Origin of the sequence: Streptococcus sp. HCA-5024, from assembly GCF_037890265.1 — a bacterium.
GTDB lineage: Bacteria > Bacillota > Bacilli > Lactobacillales > Streptococcaceae > Streptococcus > Streptococcus lingualis.
Window position 1 is genome coordinate 159,584 of sequence record NZ_JBBKBR010000001.1, and the last position, 18,226, is coordinate 177,809.

The following is an 18,226-nucleotide window of genomic DNA, read 5'->3' on the forward strand; positions in this document are numbered from 1 at the left end:
CCCCTTAATTAGAAGCCATTTTATCAGGATCCGTACTCATGATATCAAACAATTGAGTACCTTGAGGAATCTTATTTTTAAAGGGAACGACAACGGAACCAGCTTTTATTAGTCCAGCCCCTTTTTCTGGATTGACAAGGTATTTTTCAAGTTCTTTTGACAAACCTAAGAGTTGAACCAGTTCTTCTCGGTCATTTTTTGCTTGCTTGAGGAGAATCATAAATTCACTATTTGCAATAATCCGTCTACCATTTGGATCTAACAATAAGGTTTCGACGTTTTGAGTTATTCCAGTCGGACTGGCTCCATATTTTCTGACACGACTCCACAATTTAAAGAAGAAATCACTGGCATATTTATCTAATAAGAGAAGCTGCATTTCATCAAAATAAATCCAAGTCTTCTTCCCTAATTTTTGGTTTCGAACAACACGATTCCATATCTGATCAAACACTACCATAAGAGCGATTTGTTTCAGCTCATCTCCTAACTTTTTAACATTATAGATTAAGAAGTTAGATCCTGTCTGAATATTGGTCTTATGAGAAAAAATATCAAGAGAACCTTCGACATACAGTTCCATATCAAGTGCCAAATTCTGCGCTTCTTCTTCTGGTTGTTGACTCAAGACAAAGACCCATTCTTCCAAAGAAGGCTCTTTAAATGACTGATAGGTGAGTCTCGTAACTCGGTCGATAATCGATTTTTCTCTTCCATCCATTTTCCTATCCAATAATTTGCCGATAAAGGATAAAAGAAATTCTGATTTTACCTTTACAGGATCCTCATCCATATTTTCTTCAGACAAGTCAAGGACATTGAGATAGGTTTGGGAATCAGGCGCAATATCAATCATTTCTCCACCAAAAGCCCGTCCAATGATACTGTACTCTGCTTCTGGATCCACAATGATAATTTCAGTATTTTCACCAGATTCCTTGATTTTGGTCGTGATAATTTCATGCTTGGTTGCCATCCCTTTCCCAGCTCCAGATGTCCCTAAAATCAGACCAGACGGTGTATTTAATAGGCTGCGATCAATGGTAATAATATTACTTGATATTTGATTGATACCATAATATTTCCCACTACGATCTTGTAAGTCTACTGAAGTCCAAGGTGAGTTCACTGCTATATTGGACGTTAATAAACTCCGTGATACTCCCTCTAAAAAATCACAACCAAATGGCAGCAAACTATTAAAGGCTGCTTCTTGCATATATGGAAGTTTATCAATCATTAGGTCATTTGAGCCGGCCACTTGTTGGATAGTGTCTAGGGCTTGTTTGAGTTCTTCTTCATCCTGACCAAAAACCCCAATCAAGAAGACCGTTTGAAATAGTTTATCTCCTGTCTCGGTCATGGTTTTTAAGAGTTCCTCAGCTTCATCGATATTGCTTTCTAATACATGACCTACTTTTTCCAAATAGATACCTGTACGAGCTAGTTTTTGTTGTTCCCCAATCTTTTGGGATTCCATTAAGGTTTTCTTTGTTCGTAGTTTCTTCATGGCATCTGCCTTGGTCGAACTTTGAGCATGAAGGCTTACAATCAATTCCAGATCTCCTTGCATGAGGTCTCGGATAAACTGATCCCCTAATTCCATACCGTAGTCTCTCACATAGACAATCTGTAATAAGCGGTCATTGATTTGTAGGTAATTCTTGTTTTTAAAATCCAAGAGATTAGGTGCTATGAAGTGACGAGTTGTCTGGCCAGATCTCGTTAAATCACGATATGAAAAAGGAAGATGGTGTTCTCCTCTAAGCATATCTGCCAACAAGTTCACCCGTTCTTCTCCAGTCAAGGATCCAAATCGAGCATCAATTTCTGAGAAACCACTCTTGAAATATTCGCCTATTTGAGACAAGGAACGATAAGCTTGTTTGGGATTAGAATCCTTTCTACCAAAACTAATCAGTTTCACAGCCGAAAAGTTATTTTCACCACTATCTAAATTTTGATTCATCATCCGATTCAATTCTTTACGATAGCTATCGTACCCATCTTCTTTTTCCTCATACAAAACACTGTGTCTGAATTTTTCTAAATTCAATCTTTTATTAAAAATGGTCAATTGGAAGTTGGTTTGGTCATCTAAAGAGTTAATCAAATCAGAATACTTCTCAATGATTGCTCCCTTATCTTCTAAACCAACAGTCTGGTAATTGACATCACCAAGTAAATAGCTTTGTGAAAAATAATCTTCTTTTACCTGCATCAGACCATTTTGATACAAGGCTTGATAGGAAAGAGTATTAGCCGTTGATGGTAACACTTCCTCTTTTTTATCTTTAACTTCTTCCTTTTTATTAGTCGTTGAAGTTTTTTGTTTCTTTAATGTATTTGATTTTCTTTTCATGTTCAAGTCCTTTCTTTCCTGAAATTGTGCGTAGGGGTATCGTTAGTTCAAAATGAAGACGGTATTTCAAATAATGTTCAAAATTTAAATCATTGGGTTTATAGACTCCAAAAAGCAAGAGGGGGATGGTAAAAGCAAACACAAAACCGTAAACAAACCAATCTCCAAATTGCCAGAAAAAGAGATTCAAGCCCAAAACAATAATTGTGACAATAAAGGCTGGTAAAACAAAGATGATTTGTCTTGTGGTGAAACCTAACCAAGCCCTGTGTTGGTATTTTGAGATGTCTTTAAAGACACGTGTATTCATGACTTTCCTTTCTAAAAAGGCTAAGAAGCAACCACTTCCTAGCCTTTATCTAATTACATACCTAAGATTGAGCGAGCAGTACGTTGAGAACCAACGAGGGCAATAATCAGTAAGATAGCTTGTACCAAACTACCAAACATAATCGCAAGTGATTGCAGGACTCCTGCACCATTTGAAACAGCTATTTTACCAGCAGATTCAAACAAAGGAACAAGAGAAACAATCAGAAAAATAAGAACCCCTTGTACCGCATAGACCATAATATTTTTTAAATAGCCTATACCAATAGACTTCCATTCATCACTTAAAAATGTTGGAATCGTAAGAGGGGCAAATGGGATCATAAGGTAGAGTTGAATAAATCGAATAGATACCAAAAGATTAACCATGGCTGCACTTACTATCCGAACTAGCCAAATGAGAAGGGCGAAAAAGCCCACAATCATCCGGCCAATAAATCCTGACCCTTTTAATCCAGAGAGTGTATCATACTTTGCCCCACCGTGAGCCACAATCGAGGCCACTTGTTCAATGGCATGACTCGCAATCCCGATGATGGCTTCTACAATGACGGTAGTGTTGGTAATTACAACTGCGACCATAATATAACTAATCAGCATTGGCGCTAAGGCTTCAAAGGTCATCGCTCCACCTGAGTTAGCAATTTTCTTTGCCATCTTCGAAAATTCTAGGATGAGAACAACCGATAAAATCGCAACTCCAAGGGGCTGCATGACACTTTTAGTAATACTAGACATATAAGTCCAAACAGTTGGATTGTAGCTTGATAGGGATTTAATCAGATCTACCGTAGATTGTAAATCCACATTAAATCCTTCAAATAAATTTTCAGCTGATATTTTTTCAGATGCAAGGTAAACAAAGGGTGAGACTAAACTAAGATTCATGTCATTGTTTATCCTCCTAAATTGAAATCTGGGTTACAAAGGCTCCAGCAGCCCCGACCATAACACCACCGACAATTTCAAGAATGGCATTCCGAACACCTGGTCCACCATCTTTAATGTTGGTTGCAAGGTTGACAATCCCTACAACAACGAGAAAGGCACCAACCGCAATCAATCCCTTCTGTAACAAAGACATAGCTTGTGCAAACATAGCACTTGCGTCTACTCCATAAACAAAACCTTTAAAATGCGTAATCATCTATTTCCTCTTTTCTATTTTTATTTTAAACTAGATTCAAAAGTTAGATCACGAATTCTAAGGCCGTCAAGATGATTTTCTTGTCTTTGATTCAAAGGATTGATCTGATAGTTCCACCACCGTTCATCGGTTTCTTGATTGGCTAGGTATTTCCAGTTTGGATGCTTAGTGGAATTGTACTTTTTGCTTTTAAAGACAGGCATATTGGCAATTCGAACCAGGCATTCATGTCGTTTCATATTTCCGACTTCATCAGGTGTCATTAAATCACGAGCAATCTTTTGATGAGAAAGGGATCCTGAACCTGTCTGGCCAAAGGAACGACTAGTATTTCGAACATCAATGGTTTGTTTACCGAGTAAGCCACTCATAAATTTAAAGGTATCTTCATCATTCCCACCTAAGTAGACTAAGCTATCACAGTTCCCAAGAATGGTTTTCCAAGCTTCTTTTTCTTTATAGAGTCCTTGAAGTTGGGCAATATTTTGAAGAATGGGAACGAGACTCATATTACGAGAACGAACTGTTGAGGTTTGTTCAGCAAAATCTGGAATTTCTCCGATATTTGCGAACTCATCTAAGTAAACTCTCACATGAAGAGGCAATTGACCCTTAAAATCAATATCTGCTTGTCTTGTTAGGGTTTGAAATACGGTTGAAAAAAAGAGGGCTGAAAGAAAGCGAAAGGTACTATCGTTATCTGGGATAACTAAGTAAACCATTGATTTTTCCTTGCCCCATGTCTTCATATCAAGGGTATCTCTTTTGGTCAAATCCATGACACTTTGAATATTGAAGAGGGCAAATTTAGCAGTGGTTACAGCTATAACAGAATCCAGAGTCTTATCCTTATAATTTTGAAAATCTGCCCAATTTCGCATGGTAAAATTTTCAGTCCCATACTTTTTAGCATAATTTTCAAATAGAATTTCTAAGACACTTTTTTCTTGGTTTTCACCCTTGGATAGGTGTTTAATGAGTTTTGAGATTTCAGCAAAACTTGGATAACGCCCTCGTTTTTTTCGCTCTTCCACTTCTTTTTTTTGACGTTTCAACAAGTTTTGGTATTCCTTTTGACTCAAACGACTCTCTTCAATGAGCTGTTCTCTTGTTTTAGGTGGGTTATAGAAATCGACCAAGTAGGAGGCTAAAGCTCGTACCAAAGTCATAGAAGCTTCATCCCAAAATGGATCACTACGGGAGCCAGAGCCTTTGGTGTTATTGAAATAAACCGTCAGCATGCGATTCAAATCGTTTTCTGTCTCTATATAGCGAAAAGGATTAAAGCCATCTGAGTTCTTCATATTGACTAAATCTAACACCTTTACTTGGTAGCCATGTTCTAAAAAGAGTTTGCCTGTTTTTTCGGCCAAGTGATCTTTAGGATCCACTACAATATTAGAACTATTCATCTGAATCAGATTGGGTTTCACAAAGCGAAAGGTCTTCCCACTTCCTGAACCTCCAATCACCGCAATATTCTTATTTCTATCATATTGGGGTGGTTTTTTATCTAATAATGTCAAACGAACATCTTGTGCTAAGATCGTATCATGAGAAAATTCTTTACCGTAAAAGAGCTTCTTTTCTTTTAGAGTTCCAAAACGGGCGCTCCCGTATTCTGCCCCTTCTCGGTATTGTTTTTTGCCAGTCTCTAAATAGAGATAAACCAGCAACATCATCACAAATCCTAGTAGAAAAAAAGCACTTGATTTTCCAGTAAAGGAAACATTCCATGGCGACTGAAGAACTTCATCTTGACCTTCCATCAGAAGATGAGTCCATTTATCTAAGCTATTTCCAGTATAGGAATCATACAAAAGCGTCAAACGATGAAAAAGATAGCCTAGTAAGATTCCTAACAGTGAGAATAGTAGGAATTTCTTTCCACTGTACATCATCTCACCATCTCTTTCTGTTTGACGGCCCCTTCTTGTCTAAAGGTAATTTGGGATTTAGCCTCATCAATTGCTTGGTCTAAAGACTTATCCATGGTAAAATCAGCTAATTTCTCTGGATCATTAACCATTTTTTCTAACAGATGGTCTAAATGATTATCTAGAATCGAACGGTCTTTCGTGTAGAAATGCAGAGAATCCCCTTGCCAAGCGATGGCTAAAGGAATCTCTTCTTTTTCTAAAAAAGCTTTAAATTTCTCTATATCAATTGATTTGTCTAAAAAATCTTTTTTCAGATTAATTGTATCAATCGCATAGGGAGATTGTAGCAATTCTTCTAATTTCTGTACCCCTATTTTATAGGCGGAATCCTGTGCTAAAGCCTGACGTCTAGACCATTCTAGAATCTTTAAGAGACTTTTTACAGTAAATAAAAGACTACGCTCTGCATATTGAACCGCCATTCGTTCCTGTTGTTCAGAGGACATCTGATGCCTCCTCCTTAACAAATAGCAGCTTTCCTTCTTTAAAACGATAAGCTATCAATTTCTGACGTTGCTTAATCGACTTGACAACCTGCAGTAGATCTCTAGAATAAGGTTCTCGAAGAGTAACTTCTACTGCTTTCCCATCAACGATACCAACACGTTTAAATTCAATGTAGTCTTTTTTGAGATGTCCTAAGCCCATACCAAAAGGAAAGTGATGAATCAATTGGATGGTACAACCATCTTTATTTCCCATTTGTTTCAAATCATACAAGTTTACTACCTTCATGATTAACTCCTTTATCTAGTTTGTCGCATCGTTTAAGTCTGGTAACGATAAACTCCGTGTCTGTTAGAAAATTCTCACACACGTCTTGTGCCAGTTGCCCTTCACAGGGAAATACTCTCAGTCCCTACTTACACAGGCACGCTAATCAAGACGGAGTGGATTCAATTTTCAAAGAACAGGTAGCTTTATTATAGATAAGAGTAGTTGAAATTTTTATCACATTTTTGGGGTTGTTGGAATAAAAAAAGCAACTCACTGCTTTACGAATGAGTTGCTTTTGTACTAAAATATTTGTTGCATAATTTCCCTAATGACCTGAACAGAGTTATCAAATGAGATATCTTTAGCATACTTAAATTGGCGTTGATAACGAATCCATAGCTCTTTCTGATAATCAGAAATTTCAATTCCTCTCACTTGTTCTTCCCAATTATAAATAGTATCTTTACTTTTACGTTTTTCTGCCGTATTCTCAAGTGCATTTTTTAATACTTCTAGATTAATCTCTTCTTTTCTAAGTTTATACAAGGTGAAAAGATCATATCGATCACGTGGGCGTGTCGAAGCTAATCCCCTACTGATGATCGTTTCTAACTTTTCAGCAAGTACAGTCTCTAGATTATATGTCCATATCTTGATGCTTTCATTAGTAAAGATAGAAGTCATTGAATAAGTAATTTCTCTTGGTGTGATCTTATCACCAGTAGTAATATCAATAAAAACAACTTCCTTTAATGTATCAAAAGTTGCATTTAATTTTAATGAAAATCCTCCATATTCATCATCTTGGCGAATAGGTTCTAGCTTATCTACTGAAAATGAAAATCCATCAGTTTTAGAACAAAGAATCTCTTCAAAGATATGAATCAAATTTTCTCTGCTCATTTCGGTTCCCTTCAGAGTGACATCTAAATCCATTGTGGTTCGCTTATCTAGTCCAATCATTTGACCTATTAGATACCCTCCTTTTACAATGAAGGAATCTCTATAAGAACTAGTAGAAATCAGCTTTAATACTTGCTCAATTAAATAATGTTGTTGTACTTGTTGAGCTGGAATTCCCTTATCTTTTGAAATGTTTTTGATTTTTGCTTTAAAGCTATTCGCATTTGAAAACATTAAGATAGTACCTCCGTATAAGATTGTAACTTATCAGTTACTTTAAATAGCTGGGCATAATAAAATAATTTGTGTAATTGAATTTTATTTTGTTGAAAATATTTTTTAAACGCTGGTGCAATAATTTGAAGATCCACCTGATGAACTGGTCTTAGACATTCAACCAAAACTCGTTCAACTTCATAAACTTTAATAAATTGACCAGGAAGGCGCTCTATTTCAATAATTCCTTCACTATAGTGAGAGCGTAAAATAATAGGACATATATCTGCTTCCTTAATGTTTTTGGTATTCGTACCATAAGGAAAACTCATCGTCATATTAAAAGGGATAGTCAAAGATAAACCATGTAACCAAAGTGCTGTCTCCAAAGAAAAGATTCCCTTTGGAAATCGATACTGAAGGACAAACCACTCATCTAAATAAATATCAGGTAAGCGATATAACCCTTTTTCTTCAGCATCGATTTTTCCTTCTGCAACCATTTTTAATAAGGTTTTGTAGTGTAAATTTTCATCTATTACTTGTTTAAAAGTTAAAAAACCATACTGATTGAAAGAGTTCATCAGTTTCTCTCTTTTATCAACCATATCATTCTCCTTTCTTAGAAATAAAATGCTAACACCTACTATATATGTTAGCATTTTATTTCTTTAAAATCAATTCATTTAGTTTTTTTATTTCAAAATTAATCCATGCTTAAGACAGACCAGCTATTATTAAAGAAAAAATAAGACATAGACTGATAGGTTCCACACCAAATGTAGCCCCATACTGCCCCATAAGTCCGATTTGTATCGCACAAGCCCTAAAAACATCCCAAGTGAAACATACAAACACCAAGCTAAAATGGTTCCTGGATGATGAGCTAAGGCAAATAAAATACTTGTCAAAGCAACTCGAATATCTAATTTTCTAACCAGGTTCCATAAAATTTCTCGATACAGAAATTCTTCAACCATACTCGCATTGATTAATAACAATAAAAATGAAAACCAAGGGACTTGATGTTGAAGGCCAATTAAGTTTGCTTGATTCGTAGTTCCTTGAGCATGGATTAGGCTAAAACATAGATTTATAATCAGTAGGCTAACGAATCCAATACCAAGCCATTTCATCCTAGTTTTCATATTGACCTTGACAACTTGTTTTCGTTGACCATACATCCATAAAAAAGAAATGAGCGACGCACAATAGAGAATCTGTAGTATGGTTAACTCACTAATACAAAGCAATTTCAGTAAGTATAGGGATACCAATAAGACATTTACTTGTTGGAATATATAAACTGGAATTATTCTTTTCATAGTTACCTCCGAAATAAATCTTCATAATCTAAATCTAATACCTGCACAATCCTTTCTACCCATGGACTTTGAGGCATTCGTTGTTCCATCTTGTAGTGGCGTATCTTTTGATACAAACGATTCAATTCACTTGGATAGTGAAACTCTCCCGCAAACATTTTTCTGGTTAACTCAATCCAGCTGATATTCCTTTCAGCCAAAATAATGGACAAGTTCTCCCAAAATCGTTCTGCCATATTGATTCTCCTTTAGTTAGATAAATAATGTGTTTGTGCCATGTAAATCAATTGTTTCGTATCTCTTGGCAATAAAGCTCTAGCCTCCTCCAGATTCAAATTTGGATAAACTCGCTTATTTGAAACCGCAAGAGGAAGTCTGATGGTTAGTTCAGGATTTTTTAATATCATTTCGATGAAATCTGTTAATTTTAGGTTATCTCGATTCTTAAAACGTAATAAATTGGGAGATAAAAACTCGAAACAATCTGAAGAATAGCTCATCATCTCAATTAATTTATCCTTTGTCATTTCAGAAATAGAATGAGGAGTGACATCTATGCCATACTTTTGAAAGAAATCCAAAAGAAGTTGATTTCTATGACAATTTTTACTTAGATAGAGATCAATCATGGGAGACCTCCCAAAGATTCGGTTCCATTTGATATTCTGAGACGATTAAGGAATCTAATAAATTTGAGAAGTTAATCGGTTTCTTGTCTTCATCATAAGCTTTTACAGTTACTTGGGTTGTAAGTATTCCCTCTTTTCCCTCGGCTCGATAGCCTTGTCCATATAAAACAAAAACAAGATTTTGATGATCATCTACAAAGGCATCAACCCCATTCTTTATGTCTTGACTTTCAAGGAATTCCATCACGTTTTGAAGATAGGATTCGTAAAATAGTGGGTAGTTGTGTTTTTTATGGTAATCATCTAAAAATGTTACTTCAAACTCACATGGATAATTGGGTATCAAAAATAATTGTTCATCCAGCTGTTTGATTTCTGCATCATGTAATTCTGTTTCTAATTCATCACAATCTAGTATTGATTCTTTATTTAATGCTTTCATCTTTTTCCTCTATTTCTTTTAATTTCTTTGCGATTGCGGCAATCACAGGAACGGTTACACTATTACCAGCTTGTTTATAGAGCTGACTATTACTAGAGACTCTTCTAGCAGCTTCAAAAGCCCAATCAGGAAAGCCCTGCAAGCGAAAACACTCTTTAGGAGTGATTCGTCGTATCCTCAGACGGTAAAATTGTTCATCTATTAATATACCGGCTACATGATAAACTTGTTTATCTTCTCCTTCATAACTAGCAACTACTACTCCCATTTGTCCACTAGTTGTTAACGTATTAGCTATACCTTTTCCAACTCTACCACGACGATACTGAGAACTTGGTCTTTCCAAATTGATTGAATCTCCTATTTCTGCTTGAGCGTATCCTTTTTTCGTTGCTTCCCGGACTTTTAGAAATTGGATTGGTTCTGGAATCAGTATTTTGGGGATTTTATCTCCACCTTGCATCGTAGTCAGTGTTGGAGATAACCCCTCACTTCCATAGACACGACCGGTCTCCTTAAAGCTAGTCGGTAAATCTCCAACAACGACAATGCCCTGACGATCCTGAGTATTTAAAGTAAACATTGGCTCTTGGTTTTCCTTAAAGCGTCTACCATTTTGTCTCTTGTCTAATCTATCTGGTGTCATACAAGGAATCGCAATCTTAAATCCTTCTCCTTTCCCACGAACTAAGGTTGGCGCAAGACCTTCTGAATAATAAACTTTACCGCTCATTCCACTTTTTGATGGATTCAAATTTCCTAATGTTTTTAAAGTCTCAGAGTTAGTTGCTTGACCTTCTCGTCTGAAAGGAAATAAGAGTCTGATACCTTTCTTTCTAGAATGTCCGATAATAAACACCCTCTCTCTATTTTGGGGAACGCCAAAATCCTTACTGTTAAGCACCTGCCACTCAACATCAAACCCCAACTCATCAAGTGTGGTAAGGATTGTGGTGAACGTCCGTCCCTTATCGTGATTGAGTAGGCCTTTAACATTTTCAAGAAAAAGAAAACGTGGTTGGATTTGTTTGGCCGCCCGAGCAATTTCAAAGAACAAAGTTCCTCTAGTATCTTCAAATCCCAATCGTCTTCCTGCGATTGAAAATGCTTGACAAGGGAATCCCCCACAGATGATATCGACTTTCCCTCTAAGTTTTTTAAATTCGTCATCTGAAACATCTCGTATGTCATGAAATTCAATTTCTCCTTCCGTTTGAAAAATGGACTTATAAGATTCTCTAGCAAATTTATCAATCTCACAAAATCCAATACACTCGTGTCCGACACTTTCCATTCCTAGTCGAAAACCACCGATACCTGAAAATAAATCAATAAATTTCATTTCTTTATCACCCCTTTCTGATCGACTATCAATGTCCAAAGAGTCACACCACTTGAAATGAAAATGAGCATAACTAATATCCACTCGATTGGTGACATTTAACCACCTCCTTTTCTAACACGGTTATTCCAAACGGAATATAGGCCATTAAACACAAATTCAGCAAGTACTTCCGCACGTCTAACAAAGCGAACATTGTCAAGAGCATACTGATAGATTCTCTCAAAATCAGTCATAGCAATTTCACTGGCTGTTTCAGAAAACCCCTCTCGTCTAAATTGATCTTGCACCAATCCCCAAATATAATCTCGATCATATTTTGTGACGTTTTCTACTTTTCTTTTCAAGATAGGTTGAGTATTCCTATCCTCCTCATCCTCACTAAATAAAGAATCAGTCTCACTATAGTTAGTCTCACTAACTTCAGTCTCACTAGGGGCTGAATATGAGACGGGGGCCGTTTCATTTTCAACCTGCCCTAGTCTTTTTTTAACACTAGGCCTGTCAGAAATAGATACTGGGGTAGAAGATAATTCCCCTAAGTAAATCTTATTGGCTAGTCTTCCTTTCTCACTTGAAGACTGTTGAACTTCATCAATTAAGTCATATTCTTTAAGAGTCTTTTTGATGGACAGTAATTTGGACTTCGAACAACCTAACAGCCTCATCAGTTTAGAATTAGAAAATACTAAATAGACCGCGCCTTCTTCATCTATCCAACCACGATTGAGAGATAATTCTAAGCGATCTTTTAAAATAGAATAAGCCACCTTTACTTCTAGTTTCATATCCATATATTTCTCATCTTCAAAAAGAATCTTAGGTAATTTATAATACCGTTCTGAAGTTTGGTATTGATTTGCGGTAATTCGTTTCATAGCACTCCTCCAAGTTCTTTGAGTATTAAATCTCCACTTGATTCCAATCGAACCAAGCCACTTTTTTCTAATTCAGCCATAAGAGATATGGCTTCAACAATGTCAATTCCCATTTCACGTACTAAAAATGAAATGACAATATAGCGTGATGATTGTAATTCTTTTGTCATTTTCCCTCCAGAAAATAAAAAAAGGAGAACAATATTCAACTGTTCTCCAAAATAATTTTATTAAAAAGAAAAACCCTGCCAAATTAATTTTTGGTAGGGTTTTTGGCAGGAAACTAAATTAATTTATCAGTTTCTAAAATGTGTTCACGATTCTAAAAGGCTGATACTATAGTATTCCGAATTCTAATTGGTATATGCCTCTTATTTAAGAGTAACTGAAGCTCCAGCTTCTTCCAATTTACCTTTGATTTCTTCAGCTTCAGCTGCAGCAACACCTTCTTTGATAACCCCAGGTGCACCATCAACAAGTTCTTTAGCTTCTTTAAGACCAAGACCAGTGATTTCACGTACAACTTTGATAACGCCGACTTTCTTGTCGCCTGCAGATGTCAATTCGATATCGAATGAATCTTTAGCAGCACCTGCGTCAGCAGCACCAGCTGCAGCAACAGCTACAGGAGCAGCTGCAGTTACACCAAATTCTTCTTCGATAGCTTTTACAAGGTCGTTCAATTCAAGGATTGAAGCTTCTTTAATTTCAGCAATAATGTTTTCAATGTTCAATGCCATTGTTATTTCCTCCAAATAAGTTTTAATTTTATATTTTTATTTTTTGTAGCTAGGCTACGCTGCGTAGCTTAAGATTAAGCTGCGTCTTCTTTGTTGTCTGCAACCGCTTTGACTGCAAGAGCAACGTTGCGCACTGGCGCTTGAAGTACAGAAAGGAGCATAGAAAGAAGTCCTTCGCGGTTTGGAAGAGTTGCAAGTGCAAGAATCTCTTCTTTAGATGCGACAGCGCCTTCGATTGCACCACCTTTAATTTCAAGTGCTTCAGCGTCTTTTGCAAAATCGTTCAAGATTTTCGCAGGTGCGATAACATCTTCGTTAGAAAATGCTACTGCAGAAGGTCCAACGAATACAGATGCAAGATCTTCAAGACCAGCTTTTTCAGCTGCACGACGCAAGATTGAGTTTTTGATAACTTTAAACTCAACTTCGCTTCCGCGAAGGTTGCGACGGAGAACTGTATCTTGCTCAACTGTCAAACCGCGAGAATCTACAACGACGATTGATGCAGCAGCTTTCATTTTTTCAGCTACTACGTCAACAAGTTCCGCTTTTTTAGCAATAATTGCTTCACTCATTAGTGTGTTCACCTCCGTAATTATTTTGCTTGGGGAATTTTTCCAAAAGAAAAACGCGCCCAAACCTAGACACGAAAGTACAATACGCTTCTTTTAATTGATACGTTTTGTCCTCGGTAGGATCTTTATGAGTCGAGCTCCCCTACTGTCTTAGGCAGTTTTTTCAAACCGTAGATTAGTTTATCATATATAAAAAAAGAATGCAAGTACTTTTGCAAACTTTTTTTATATTTTTTAATCGTTGTAGAGGCTCTTGATATTATTCAACCAAGCATAGGCTAGTCCCATTAGAACTCCTCCTCCTACCCAGTTGGCAAAGAAGGTCACGCTATAATGACGTAAAATATTTAAAAACTCAAAATGTGGCAATTGGCTAGAAACTGAATTAAAGCTCAACAATGAGAAAGAAGCAAAGTTTGCAGCCAAGTGTTCATTGGTCATAAAGACAAACATATAGATAGCAGATAGGGCTAAGAGCACCTTCGCTGTTTCATCTTTGAAATATAGATATGAAAGAATAGCAATATTTACAAAGATATTGGCAATAACTCCCTCAAAGAAAACCACTTGATTGCTTCGTTGGAGTTTATTTTCTGCTACCGTGGCTAGGAAACCTTTTGGATCGATATGTGCGAAGGCTGTTGTCTGATTGAAAAGAAAAGCTACGATTAAAGCACCAATTAAATTAAAGAAGGTACAATAAAGAAGAATCTCCAACGCTTTCTTCCAGTTAATTTTCTTTAGATAGGTACCCGCCGTCAGATACATCATATTTGAGGTGGTTAATTCCGCATTTAAGAATAAGAGGTAAACCAAGCCCCAGGCAAAGATGAATGGAAATAGAAAACGACCAGATCCAGGTACGAAGGTATTCAACAGGTCTGCAGCAACTGCTCCGACCGCCGTACTTAAAGTAAGAAATCCTCCAGCAAAAATAGAACGCACTGCATAGCGCGTTTTAGATTTCTGATAGAGATCCTCTTTCTTATTACACGCCGCTCCTACTTTTTGAATGAAATTAGATTCAGACATAATATTCTCCTTATATAATGTTTGTGAATAAAATCATTATAACATAGAGAGAAAAGAATGAAAAGGTTTTCAGAGAGAATTATTATTTTTTCATCACATACGTTTTATATCGAATATCACTGTGTGAAAAAAACAACAAAAAAACAGGCATCTGCCTGTTTTACTTTTAATAATTCAAACGGTTAGCCCAAGCGATATCCAAATTCAAGATTTCTTGTGAAGTGAACTGTTGACGGTATGGATTGTATACCGAACCTGTGATACCACCTTGAACATTTGGTGAATCGTATTGAGTCAAATTATAGGTTTCAATGATGTTATTAAGTTTTGCATAGTAGCTTGTGTCTGTTGCATAAACCCCTGTCAAAGCTGCTGTTGCATCTTGGTAACTTGAGGTGTTGCTCTTCCATGCGCCAGCAAAATGCCCTTGTTTCAAAACAGCTACATAGTCTTGCAATGATTCATAGTAAGATGGGTAAGAACGAAAAGCGTCATTAATCGTATAGGCATTTCCTGCACCGTCATCCTCCCAAGTTTGCATCACTGCAGATTGGCCAGCATAACTTCCTTTAATACCGAAAAGGTTGTAATGCGGATAAGAAGACAAGCCAGACTGACCTGATCCACTTTCAAGAATAGCTTGTGCGATCATAACGGAAGCATAAAGGTCATTCTCTTGACCGAGCTGACGAGCTGACTCACCAATTTGTGAGATGAAAGCTTCAGTAGGGTCTGAATAAGCTTGGTAAGTTCCGTCATTAGCGCCAACTGATGTGACGTGCTCGCTCATAGCAGCAGCAAATGTCCCCACTGCTAATACAGAAACGAACAAACCAAATAATTTCGTTTTATTCCGTATTTTCTTTTTCATAATACAATTTATCTCCAATTAAATTTTTATCATCTTTTATCTTTATAGAAATTATACCATATAGATAGAAGAAAACAAAGCCACTTATATTACACTTGTATTACAATTGCGAGATAAATCCAAAACAAAAATGACATTTTCATGTCATTTCAATTTATTTCGTAAAACGCATTTTCTAAAATAGCATCCCATGACTTCTCTAGTCCTTCCTTGGTTACCGAAGAAAAGACAATGAAAGTGTCTGCTGGATCAAAATCTAGTTTTTTCTTAATGATGGATTCATGTTTGTTCCATTTTCCACGTGGAATCTTATCTGCCTTGGTCGCTACTAAGATCACAGGGATCTCATAATATTTTAAGAATTCATACATCTGAACATCATCTGCAGAAGGTTCATGACGAAAATCGACTAGACTAACGACTGCTTTTAAGTTCTCACGACTGGTGAGGTATTCTTCAATCATCCGCCCCCACTTCTCGCGCTCTTTTTTAGAAACACGTGCATAGCCATAACCAGGTACGTCTACCAAACGGAGTTTATCATCGATATTGAAGAAATTTAGCAATTGGGTTTTTCCTGGTTTCCCAGATGTTCTGGCTAGGTTCTTTCGATTTAAGAGAGTATTAATAAAAGAAGACTTGCCGACATTTGATCGACCGGCAAGTGCAACTTCTGGAATCTCATCTTGAGGATAATGGCTCTTATTTGCAGCGCTTAAGAGAATATCCGCATTATGTGTGTTAATTTCCATATTTCATCTTTCTAGGCTGTTTCAAGAATTGGTTTTTCAGTTCCATCTACAGCTTCTTTTGTGATTCGGACAAGTTTGACATCTTCTTGACTTGGAATTTCAAACATGACATCCATCATAGTTTCTTCGATAATCGAACGAAGTCCACGAGCTCCTGTTTTTCTTTCGATAGCCTTATTAGCAATCTCTTGAAGGGCTTCATCATCGAATTCCAATTCAACATTATCATAAGAGAGCAAGGTTTGGTATTGTTTTACCAAGGCATTGCGTGGCTCTTTCAGAATACGGACAAGGTCGTCAACTGTCAATTGCTCAAGGGCCGCAAAGACTGGAAGACGTCCGATCAATTCTGGGATAATCCCGAATTTTTGAATATCTTCTGCCACGATTTCTTGCATGTAAGAGCTTGATTCATCAATAGCTTTATTGTTCTTACCAAAACCGATGACTTTTTCACCGAGACGTTGCTTAACAATTTCTTCGATCCCGTCAAAAGCCCCACCCACGATAAAGAGGATGTTCTTGGTATCCACTTGGATCATCTCTTGTTGTGGGTGTTTGCGTCCACCTTGTGGTGGGACACTAGCGACAGTTCCTTCGATGATCTTCAAGAGGGCTTGTTGTACCCCTTCACCAGAAACGTCACGTGTGATAGAGACATTTTCACTTTTCTTAGCGATCTTATCGATTTCATCGACATAGATGATGCCTCGTTCTGCACGCTCAATGTTAAAATCAGCTGCTTGAAGAAGTTTCAAGAGAATGTTTTCAACGTCTTCTCCCACATAACCAGCTTCTGTCAAGGCTGTTGCATCGGCAATAGCAAATGGGACATTCAAGCTACGTGCTAAGGTTTGGGCCAAGAAAGTCTTACCTGAACCAGTAGGACCAATCATGAGGATGTTTGATTTTTGCAATTCAACATCTGTCTCATCTTCGCGCGTATCGTGGAAGTTGATGCGTTTGTAGTGGTTGTATACCGCTACAGCAAGAGCACGTTTGGCACGATCTTGACCGATCACATAGTGGTTCAAGATATTGAGCAATTCGATTGGTTTTGGAACTTCGCTAAGGTCTGCAAGGACTTCTTCTGCTAGCTCCTCACGGATAATTTCTTGTGCTAACTCGACACATTCATTACAGATAAACGCGTTGTTTCCTGCAATGATTTTTTGGACTTCATCTTGACTCTTTCCGCAAAATGAACAATAAACCATCATATCATTATTTTGATTCGTTGGCATGTATTTCCTCTTTCTGTCATTTTCTGTTTCTATTTAGTTTAAAATAAGGTCATGTAAAAGGCGTGAATGGAATTCACAAGATTGGTAAAAGCATTTAGTAAGAATAAAATAGCGAGGCCAAACCGTTTTTTACGAAAGGTTTGTAAGGCGCAAATCAAACAGATGACACATAGGACAGCTGTAAAAAAACCAAAGACACTTCGCTCCATTAGTCTAAATCCTTTCTCTTATAATAGTTGACCGTAAAATCATATGGGTTCTTCTCATCTTTCGGATGATGGACTTGACGGACTCTTTCATAGCGGTTCTCTTCAAATCTCGGTGCCAATGTATCTCCATCAATCGTTGCATGAATCATGGTCTGGATCAATTCTTCTAACTGGTCAGAGAAGAGCTTTAAAATCTGACTGCCTCCAATAATGTAAAGATTCTTCTCTTGGTTCTGGTACCACTCCAAGACTTCTTCTTTGCTGTGCATGACGAGTACAGCATCATTTTCAGGATCATAGGCTTGATCTTGCGTTAAGATAATACTAGTCCGACCTGGTAGAACCCGTTTTTTCATACCATCAAAGGTCACTCTTCCCATGAGAATGGCTTGTCCCATGGTTGTTTCTTTGAAATGCTGAAGCTCAGCTGGCAAATGCCAAGGCATGACTTGGTCCTTCCCAATAATGCCATTTTCAGTTTGAGCCCAGATACCAATTATCTTTTTCATTCTCTCATCCTTTACACTGATACTTCTATTTTATCAAATTTTCTTATAAAAGACTGATTTCAA

At 37.0% G+C, this 18,226-nt stretch carries 23 protein-coding genes and 1 other annotated feature; all 23 genes read right to left on the reverse strand.

Annotated elements, in window-relative coordinates:
• Positions 1 to 4: 4 nt before the first annotated feature.
• The 23 genes from WKT08_RS00900 to WKT08_RS01010 all read right to left on the reverse strand — a co-directional run bounded on the left by WKT08_RS00900 (position 5) and on the right by WKT08_RS01010 (position 18,163).
• The gene (locus WKT08_RS00900) at positions 5 to 2,362 is read right to left on the reverse strand and encodes a VirB4-like conjugal transfer ATPase, CD1110 family (RefSeq protein ID WP_230268859.1); all 2,358 of its coding nucleotides are present in this window, start codon (positions 2,360 to 2,362) and stop codon (positions 5 to 7) included.
• Positions 2,313 to 2,672 (reverse strand): PrgI family protein, encoded by a 360-nt coding sequence (locus tag WKT08_RS00905; RefSeq protein WP_105026534.1) that lies wholly within the window; start codon positions 2,670 to 2,672, stop codon positions 2,313 to 2,315. The genes WKT08_RS00900 and WKT08_RS00905 overlap by 50 nt, the downstream gene beginning before the upstream one ends.
• Positions 2,673 to 2,725: 53 nt before the next feature.
• Positions 2,726 to 3,580 (reverse strand): conjugal transfer protein TrbL, encoded by an 855-nt coding sequence (locus WKT08_RS00910; protein WP_001054259.1) that lies wholly within the window; start codon positions 3,578 to 3,580, stop codon positions 2,726 to 2,728.
• Positions 3,581 to 3,596: 16 nt separating this feature from the next.
• The gene (locus tag WKT08_RS00915) at positions 3,597 to 3,839 is read right to left on the reverse strand and encodes a hypothetical protein (protein WP_000627865.1); all 243 of its coding nucleotides are present in this window, start codon (positions 3,837 to 3,839) and stop codon (positions 3,597 to 3,599) included.
• 20 nt (positions 3,840 to 3,859) lie between these two features.
• Positions 3,860 to 5,737, reverse strand: coding sequence for a VirD4-like conjugal transfer protein, CD1115 family (locus WKT08_RS00920; protein ID WP_105026568.1), 1,878 nt, complete (start codon positions 5,735 to 5,737; stop codon positions 3,860 to 3,862).
• Positions 5,737 to 6,225, reverse strand: coding sequence for a hypothetical protein (locus WKT08_RS00925; RefSeq protein WP_105026535.1), 489 nt, complete (start codon positions 6,223 to 6,225; stop codon positions 5,737 to 5,739). The genes WKT08_RS00920 and WKT08_RS00925 overlap by 1 nt, the downstream gene beginning before the upstream one ends.
• Positions 6,215 to 6,514 carry a hypothetical protein gene (locus WKT08_RS00930; RefSeq protein ID WP_105026536.1) on the reverse strand — a complete coding sequence of 100 codons (300 nt, stop codon included), beginning with the start codon at positions 6,512 to 6,514 and terminating at the stop codon, positions 6,215 to 6,217. The genes WKT08_RS00925 and WKT08_RS00930 overlap by 11 nt, the downstream gene beginning before the upstream one ends.
• 282 nt (positions 6,515 to 6,796) lie before the next feature.
• Positions 6,797 to 7,633 (reverse strand): nucleotidyl transferase AbiEii/AbiGii toxin family protein, encoded by an 837-nt coding sequence (locus WKT08_RS00935; protein ID WP_000492399.1) that lies wholly within the window; start codon positions 7,631 to 7,633, stop codon positions 6,797 to 6,799.
• On the reverse strand, positions 7,633 to 8,223 hold the full coding sequence (locus WKT08_RS00940; protein ID WP_105026537.1) for a type IV toxin-antitoxin system AbiEi family antitoxin domain-containing protein: 591 nt from the start codon (positions 8,221 to 8,223) through the stop codon (positions 7,633 to 7,635). Before WKT08_RS00940 ends, WKT08_RS00935 begins: the two co-directional genes overlap by 1 nt.
• 129 nt (positions 8,224 to 8,352) lie before the next feature.
• Positions 8,353 to 8,940: a CPBP family intramembrane glutamic endopeptidase gene (locus WKT08_RS00945; protein WP_105026538.1), complete on the reverse strand. Its 588-nt coding sequence runs from the start codon at positions 8,938 to 8,940 to the stop codon at positions 8,353 to 8,355.
• A 2-nt stretch (positions 8,941 to 8,942) separates the two neighbouring features.
• Positions 8,943 to 9,176, reverse strand: a complete 234-nt coding sequence (locus WKT08_RS00950) for a hypothetical protein (RefSeq protein WP_000840776.1) — start codon at positions 9,174 to 9,176, stop codon at positions 8,943 to 8,945.
• Positions 9,177 to 9,188: 12 nt separating this feature from the next.
• The gene (locus WKT08_RS00955) at positions 9,189 to 9,569 is read right to left on the reverse strand and encodes a hypothetical protein (protein ID WP_105026539.1); all 381 of its coding nucleotides are present in this window, start codon (positions 9,567 to 9,569) and stop codon (positions 9,189 to 9,191) included.
• Entirely contained in the window at positions 9,562 to 10,011 is a 450-nt protein-coding gene (locus tag WKT08_RS00960) for a hypothetical protein (protein WP_000645887.1), read from the reverse strand. The genes WKT08_RS00955 and WKT08_RS00960 overlap by 8 nt, the downstream gene beginning before the upstream one ends.
• Positions 9,995 to 11,353, reverse strand: a complete 1,359-nt coding sequence (gene dcm / locus WKT08_RS00965; RefSeq protein ID WP_105026540.1) for a DNA (cytosine-5-)-methyltransferase — start codon at positions 11,351 to 11,353, stop codon at positions 9,995 to 9,997. The genes WKT08_RS00960 and dcm overlap by 17 nt, the downstream gene beginning before the upstream one ends.
• A 98-nt stretch (positions 11,354 to 11,451) precedes the next feature.
• Positions 11,452 to 12,231, reverse strand: coding sequence for a replication initiator protein A (locus tag WKT08_RS00970; protein WP_105026541.1), 780 nt, complete (start codon positions 12,229 to 12,231; stop codon positions 11,452 to 11,454).
• Positions 12,228 to 12,401, reverse strand: coding sequence for a hypothetical protein (locus tag WKT08_RS00975; protein ID WP_078934346.1), 174 nt, complete (start codon positions 12,399 to 12,401; stop codon positions 12,228 to 12,230). Before WKT08_RS00975 ends, WKT08_RS00970 begins: the two co-directional genes overlap by 4 nt.
• 201 nt (positions 12,402 to 12,602) lie before the next feature.
• A complete protein-coding gene (gene rplL / locus WKT08_RS00980) occupies positions 12,603 to 12,971 on the reverse strand; it encodes a 50S ribosomal protein L7/L12 (protein WP_003001622.1) in 369 nt (122 codons plus the stop codon).
• A gap of 74 nt (positions 12,972 to 13,045) precedes the next feature.
• Positions 13,046 to 13,546: a 50S ribosomal protein L10 gene (gene rplJ / locus WKT08_RS00985; RefSeq protein WP_003001722.1), complete on the reverse strand. Its 501-nt coding sequence runs from the start codon at positions 13,544 to 13,546 to the stop codon at positions 13,046 to 13,048.
• A gap of 38 nt (positions 13,547 to 13,584) precedes the next feature.
• Positions 13,585 to 13,719 (reverse strand) — a sequence feature (ribosomal protein L10 leader region).
• Between the two features lie 61 nt (positions 13,720 to 13,780).
• Complete coding sequence (locus WKT08_RS00990; protein WP_049472301.1) at positions 13,781 to 14,578, reverse strand: formate/nitrite transporter family protein; 798 nt, start codon at positions 14,576 to 14,578, stop codon at positions 13,781 to 13,783.
• Positions 14,579 to 14,744: 166 nt separating this feature from the next.
• Positions 14,745 to 15,449 carry a glucosaminidase domain-containing protein gene (locus WKT08_RS00995; RefSeq protein WP_021153281.1) on the reverse strand — a complete coding sequence of 235 codons (705 nt, stop codon included), beginning with the start codon at positions 15,447 to 15,449 and terminating at the stop codon, positions 14,745 to 14,747.
• A 149-nt stretch (positions 15,450 to 15,598) separates the two neighbouring features.
• Entirely contained in the window at positions 15,599 to 16,201 is a 603-nt protein-coding gene (gene yihA, locus WKT08_RS01000) for a ribosome biogenesis GTP-binding protein YihA/YsxC (RefSeq protein WP_070662235.1), read from the reverse strand.
• An 11-nt stretch (positions 16,202 to 16,212) separates the two neighbouring features.
• Positions 16,213 to 17,445 (reverse strand): ATP-dependent Clp protease ATP-binding subunit ClpX, encoded by a 1,233-nt coding sequence (gene clpX, locus WKT08_RS01005; RefSeq protein ID WP_003001797.1) that lies wholly within the window; start codon positions 17,443 to 17,445, stop codon positions 16,213 to 16,215.
• Between the two features lie 208 nt (positions 17,446 to 17,653).
• The gene (locus WKT08_RS01010) at positions 17,654 to 18,163 is read right to left on the reverse strand and encodes a dihydrofolate reductase (RefSeq protein WP_049474509.1); all 510 of its coding nucleotides are present in this window, start codon (positions 18,161 to 18,163) and stop codon (positions 17,654 to 17,656) included.
• Positions 18,164 to 18,226 lie beyond the last annotated feature (63 nt).

Coding starts and splice junctions, on each gene's coding strand:
- WKT08_RS00900 (WP_230268859.1), bottom strand. CDS start 2,362: ATGAAAAGAAAATCAAATACATTAAAGAAACAAAAAACTTCAACGACT.
- WKT08_RS00905 (WP_105026534.1), bottom strand. CDS start 2,672: ATGAATACACGTGTCTTTAAAGACATCTCAAAATACCAACACAGGGCT.
- WKT08_RS00910 (WP_001054259.1), bottom strand. CDS start 3,580: ATGAATCTTAGTTTAGTCTCACCCTTTGTTTACCTTGCATCTGAAAAA.
- WKT08_RS00915 (WP_000627865.1), bottom strand. CDS start 3,839: ATGATTACGCATTTTAAAGGTTTTGTTTATGGAGTAGACGCAAGTGCT.
- WKT08_RS00920 (WP_105026568.1), bottom strand. CDS start 5,737: ATGTACAGTGGAAAGAAATTCCTACTATTCTCACTGTTAGGAATCTTA.
- WKT08_RS00925 (WP_105026535.1), bottom strand. CDS start 6,225: ATGTCCTCTGAACAACAGGAACGAATGGCGGTTCAATATGCAGAGCGT.
- WKT08_RS00930 (WP_105026536.1), bottom strand. CDS start 6,514: ATGAAGGTAGTAAACTTGTATGATTTGAAACAAATGGGAAATAAAGAT.
- WKT08_RS00935 (WP_000492399.1), bottom strand. CDS start 7,633: ATGTTTTCAAATGCGAATAGCTTTAAAGCAAAAATCAAAAACATTTCA.
- WKT08_RS00940 (WP_105026537.1), bottom strand. CDS start 8,223: ATGGTTGATAAAAGAGAGAAACTGATGAACTCTTTCAATCAGTATGGT.
- WKT08_RS00945 (WP_105026538.1), bottom strand. CDS start 8,940: ATGAAAAGAATAATTCCAGTTTATATATTCCAACAAGTAAATGTCTTA.
- WKT08_RS00950 (WP_000840776.1), bottom strand. CDS start 9,176: ATGGCAGAACGATTTTGGGAGAACTTGTCCATTATTTTGGCTGAAAGG.
- WKT08_RS00955 (WP_105026539.1), bottom strand. CDS start 9,569: ATGATTGATCTCTATCTAAGTAAAAATTGTCATAGAAATCAACTTCTT.
- WKT08_RS00960 (WP_000645887.1), bottom strand. CDS start 10,011: ATGAAAGCATTAAATAAAGAATCAATACTAGATTGTGATGAATTAGAA.
- dcm (WP_105026540.1), bottom strand. CDS start 11,353: ATGAAATTTATTGATTTATTTTCAGGTATCGGTGGTTTTCGACTAGGA.
- WKT08_RS00970 (WP_105026541.1), bottom strand. CDS start 12,231: ATGAAACGAATTACCGCAAATCAATACCAAACTTCAGAACGGTATTAT.
- WKT08_RS00975 (WP_078934346.1), bottom strand. CDS start 12,401: ATGACAAAAGAATTACAATCATCACGCTATATTGTCATTTCATTTTTA.
- rplL (WP_003001622.1), bottom strand. CDS start 12,971: ATGGCATTGAACATTGAAAACATTATTGCTGAAATTAAAGAAGCTTCA.
- rplJ (WP_003001722.1), bottom strand. CDS start 13,546: ATGAGTGAAGCAATTATTGCTAAAAAAGCGGAACTTGTTGACGTAGTA.
- WKT08_RS00990 (WP_049472301.1), bottom strand. CDS start 14,578: ATGTCTGAATCTAATTTCATTCAAAAAGTAGGAGCGGCGTGTAATAAG.
- WKT08_RS00995 (WP_021153281.1), bottom strand. CDS start 15,449: ATGAAAAAGAAAATACGGAATAAAACGAAATTATTTGGTTTGTTCGTT.
- yihA (WP_070662235.1), bottom strand. CDS start 16,201: ATGGAAATTAACACACATAATGCGGATATTCTCTTAAGCGCTGCAAAT.
- clpX (WP_003001797.1), bottom strand. CDS start 17,445: ATGCCAACGAATCAAAATAATGATATGATGGTTTATTGTTCATTTTGC.
- WKT08_RS01010 (WP_049474509.1), bottom strand. CDS start 18,163: ATGAAAAAGATAATTGGTATCTGGGCTCAAACTGAAAATGGCATTATT.